4 protein-coding genes are annotated in these 4,344 nt (G+C 62.1%); all 4 read right to left on the bottom strand.

Annotated elements, in window-relative coordinates; genetic code table 11:
- A partial coding sequence (locus B7L71_RS03795) for a sigma-54-dependent transcriptional regulator (RefSeq protein WP_081136100.1) occupies positions 1-1,268 on the bottom strand: 1,268 nt, incomplete at its 3' end.
- Between the two features lie 11 nt (positions 1,269-1,279).
- Positions 1,280-2,725, bottom strand: a complete 1,446-nt coding sequence (locus B7L71_RS03790) for a sensor histidine kinase (RefSeq protein ID WP_081136098.1) — start codon at positions 2,723-2,725, stop codon at positions 1,280-1,282.
- A 32-nt stretch (positions 2,726-2,757) separates the two neighbouring features.
- Positions 2,758-3,960, bottom strand: a complete 1,203-nt coding sequence (locus B7L71_RS03785; protein WP_081136097.1) for a PQQ-dependent sugar dehydrogenase — start codon at positions 3,958-3,960, stop codon at positions 2,758-2,760.
- 80 nt (positions 3,961-4,040) lie between these two features.
- On the bottom strand, positions 4,041-4,344 hold a 304-nt coding region (locus B7L71_RS03780), incomplete at its 5' end, for an AEC family transporter (protein WP_446497346.1).

Here is a 4,344-nt window from a genome sequence, read left to right as displayed (position 1 = left end):
CTAGGCCAGCGGGCCGGCGCAGGGGCCGGTGCCGAGGTGCCGGGTAATACCTCACCGCTCAAGGTCGGCGTGGGGTCGGCGCTGTTTTGCTGATGGGCCTGGTCGCGTAGACGCTCGGGCAGGTCCTGGTGCTTCAACAGGCCCTCCTCACTCAAGGTGACTGCACGCATGATGGCGTTTTCCAGCTCGCGCACGTTGCCGGGGTAGGTGTAGTTGAGCAGGCTGTTGAGTGCTTCGGGCTCGATATGCTCCACCTGCTTGTGCTGAGACTCGGCGTGCTTGTCGATCAGCGCAAAGATCAGGTGTTCCACATCGGTGCCGCGCTCGCGCAGGGGGGGAATACGCAGCGAGAAGGTTTCCAGGCGATAAAACAAGTCGCTGCGGAAGTTCTCCTGCTCGATCTCCTTTTCCAGGTTGCGGTGGGTGGCCGCAATGATGCGCACGTCCACCGGTTCCTCGCGCTCCCCGCCCACCGGGCGAACGGTCTTCTCCTGCAGGGCCCGCAGCAGTTTGGCCTGCAGATTGATCGGCATTTCACCAATTTCATCCAGGAACAGGCTGCCCCCCTGGGCGCTCTGGAACAGGCCCTTGCGGGCTTCGTTGGCGCCGGTAAAGGCGCCTTTGACATGGCCGAAAAACTCGCTTTCCATCAGGTCGGCGGGAATGCTGGCGCAGTTGACGGGCACAAAAGGGGCGTCGTGGCGGCTGCTCTCCTGATGAATGGCCCGCGCCAACAGCTCCTTGCCGGTGCCGCTTTCACCCAGAATGAGAATGGGAGCGTCGCTTTTGGCCAGCCGCGAGGCATCGTGGAACAGCGACTGCATGGCCGGGCTTTTGCCCACGATGCCATGGAAGTGGCTCAGCTCGGTATCGTGGGACAGTGAGAGGCGCTGGCGCTCCAGCACGCGAAACACCGCTTCGCGAATTGCATCCAGATCCAGCGGCTTGGTCAGAAAATCGTCGGCCCCCAGCTTCAGGGCTTCCACGGCCTGGTCGATGGTGCCAAACGCGGTAATCACGATGATACCCAGCTCGCTGCCGCTTTGGCGAAGCTGCTGCAAGAGTTGAATGCCGGTCATGCCCGGCAGTCGTACATCGGTGATCATCATCGCCACCGGGGTATGGCTAAGTAGCGCAATGGCTTCTTCGGCGCTGGCAACGCCGACGGTTTCATAACCCGCGTCGTGAAGCTCCTCTTCCAATAACTCACGTATAGCGGCGTCATCTTCCACCACCAAAAGCGGTAACAGGTGTTCCTGATGGGTCACAAACGTTGTCCTCAAGCGGATGCGGTTTCACAAAGGGGCAGCGTGATCTCGAAGCCAGCACCGCCCAGGGTGCTGTCAAAAACGCCAATCGTCCCGCCGTGGTCGTTGATAATGCGGTGTACCATGGACAGCCCCAGGCCACTGCCTTGCCCCACCGGCTTGGTGGTGAAAAAGGGGTCGAATACCTGATGGTGATGGGAGGGCGGTATGCCTGGCCCGTTATCCTCTACCCATAGCGTCAGCTCTTCCTCATGGGCCTCGGCGCGGACACGAATATGGTTCACGTCGGGCGCTTGCGCTGCATTGCGAAACAGGTTGGTCAGCACCTGGATGATCTGCTGGCCATTGACCAGTAAATGGGGGGTCGGTGTCGGAAGATCAATATCCAGGCGAATATTTCTTGGCTCCAGCTCTTCCTCGACCAGCTCGCTGGCACTCAGGATAAGCTGGTCGAGCGCCTGATTTCCTTTCTCTACGTTATGTTGTCGGCCCAATTCCATCAATTGGCGCACGATTTCGACGATACGCTCCACTTCGCCGCGTATTCTGCCCAGCCGGGCGCGCTCATCCTCGCCGATGGTGTCCCGGCGTGCCAGGCGCTGGGCCTGGCCGTTGATGACGGTGAGCGGGGCACCGATTTCATGGGCGACCCCTGCTGCCAGTACGCCCAGCTCGGCCAGCTTCTTGGATTTGCGCAGGCGTTTTTCCAGCTCGATCTCGCGGCGCTGACGATCCTCGATATCGCGGTCCTTCTCGGCCATGGCGTCCAGCATGCCGTTCAGGCCTGAGGCCAGCCGACGGTATTCGGTAGGGCCATCCGCGGTGGCCCGTTGGCTGCGGTCGCCGTCCTCTACCAGCAGCATGACGTGCAGCAGCCGGTTCAGGGGGCGCTCGATGTAACGCCGGAAGCCCCACCAGATGCTGAACACGATGCCCGCCGCACCGATGACGAAGACCAGCACGGCCACGATGCTGATGAAGCCGGTATAGTTTTCGATGCCGGTATTCAGGCGGTTGACCTGCAACACGCCCTGCACGCTGCCATCCTGGGTGCGCAGCGGGATCAGTGCCGAGTAGTAGGTCCAGCCCTCCTGCTGGCGATAGTTGCTGTAGAGGTCATCGCGTTCGATGACTTTCCGGATCTCTTCAGGGGTGAACAGGTCCTTGCCCAGCCCCAGGCCGTATACTTCGCGTCCATGGGTGTCGAACACATAGGCACCGTAGATACGGTGAAACGAGAAGGCCGACTGCAGGGCCTCCTCCAGAGGGGTGGCGCTGTCGCGGGCCACCGCGTAACTCAGCGACGTGCTCAGCGCCCTGGTGATGATCTCCACCTCGGTTTGCAGCTTGGAGCGTACGTTATCCTCCAGCGACTTGATGGCCACGAGGCTGAATACCACCAGCACAATGAAAAGCGGCACAATCACCGTGAGAATGATCAAGTTACGTAGGCGCATCGTCTATCCGTGGTGGTCAGTGAGTAGAGGTATCAACGCGGGCTGGGGGTCAGCCGGTAGAGGCTGCCCTGGGCACCGTCGGAGAGCAGGTAGATCGCATCGTCGGGCCCCTGGCGTACATCGCGAATGCGGCCCACTTCGCCATCCAGTATCTGCTCTTGCTGGCCGACCTGGCCCTCTTCGAGGGTCAGCAGCAACAGCTGCTCGCTGGCCAGTCCGCCCGCCAGCAGGCTGCCCTGCCAAGGGCCAAAGGCCTCGCTGGTGACTTCTGCCAGGCCCGAGGGGGCAAACCGTCCATCGAACCGATACACGGGGTCCTCCATGCCTGGCTTCGACTCCACGCCGATCGGTTCATTGGTGGCGTAGTCATTGCCCAGGCTCACTTCGGGCCAGCCATAGTTGTTGCCTGGCTGAAGCAGGTTCAGCTCGTCACCGGTCCGCGGCCCGTGTTCAGTGGCCCAGGCTTCACCGTTGCTGAGCACGGTCATGCCCTGGATGTTGCGGTTGCCCTGGGTATAGATTTCGTCCAGCGTCGAGTCGTCATCGACGAACGGGTTGTCCTCGGGGGCCGAGCCGGTGGCGGTCAGGCGCAGGGTGGTACCTGCGTGGTCGTCGCTGGCCTGGGCGCGTGGCGGCTCATTGCCACGGTCGCCAATGCTCATCAGCAGCGTGCCATCCGTCAGCCAGGCGATCCGTGAACCGTAGTGCCTGCCGGGGGCGGAGGCGCGGTCCTGCTCGAATAGATGCTCCACCTCGCCCAGTGCGTCTTCCTGCCACTTCACTCGGGAAAGCGCGGCACGGCTCTGGCTGCCTTCCGGTTTGCTCCAGGTGAAATAGATCCAGTCATGTTCGCCGTCCCCAAACGCTGGGTGCAGCACCACATCCAGCAGGCCGCCTTGCCCATGGTGGTTCACCTCGGGCATGCCCTCCAGCACGCGTGACTCTCCGCTATTGGGGTCGACCAGGTTGAGCTGGCCGTTACGCTCGCTGACCAGGTAGCGCCCATCGGGCAGAAACGCCACCGCCCAGGGGTGTTCGAAACCGCTGGCTACCCTCTCGATGGATACCGGAAAGTGTTCGGTTTCAAGCCCTTGGTGCACGATTTCGGCCTGCGCGACGCTAGTCAACAGCAGCCCACTCGCGGCGATCGCGAGCCAGCCAGCAGGGCGTCCCTTGGCTGGCGTGGAGGCAGTAAGCGGGAAGACGTTCAACACAGCGGGCTGACGTTCGGACATGGTCGATTCTCCGGTCACGTTGGCTAGGTGGGTCGGTTCAGTCTAGCAGTGACTGCGACATGGGGGTGGGGTTCCCCATCCTACATCAGTAGTGCCAGCAGCAGCGGCAGGTAGATCAACGCCAGCAGCGTAGAGCAAAAGACCAGGCTGGCCACATAAGCGGGCTCGCGCTGGGCGCGCTGGGCAAACAGGTAATTGAACACGGCCACCGGCATGCACATCTGCACCACGAGAATGCTTTGGGCCAGCGGTGGCAGCCCCAGCCAGGCGGCGATGAACCAGGCCGTTACGGCGGCCAGCGGGATGCGGATGAGGCTGAAACCCACGCCGGAGCGCAGGCTCTTGACCTGGATGCTGGCCAGTGAAACCCCTAGCCCGAATATT

The organism is Halomonas sp. BC2 (assembly GCF_002078115.1).
Lineage (GTDB): Bacteria > Pseudomonadota > Gammaproteobacteria > Pseudomonadales > Halomonadaceae > Vreelandella > Vreelandella stevensii.
This window is presented reverse-complemented; position numbering and strand designations above follow the sequence as displayed.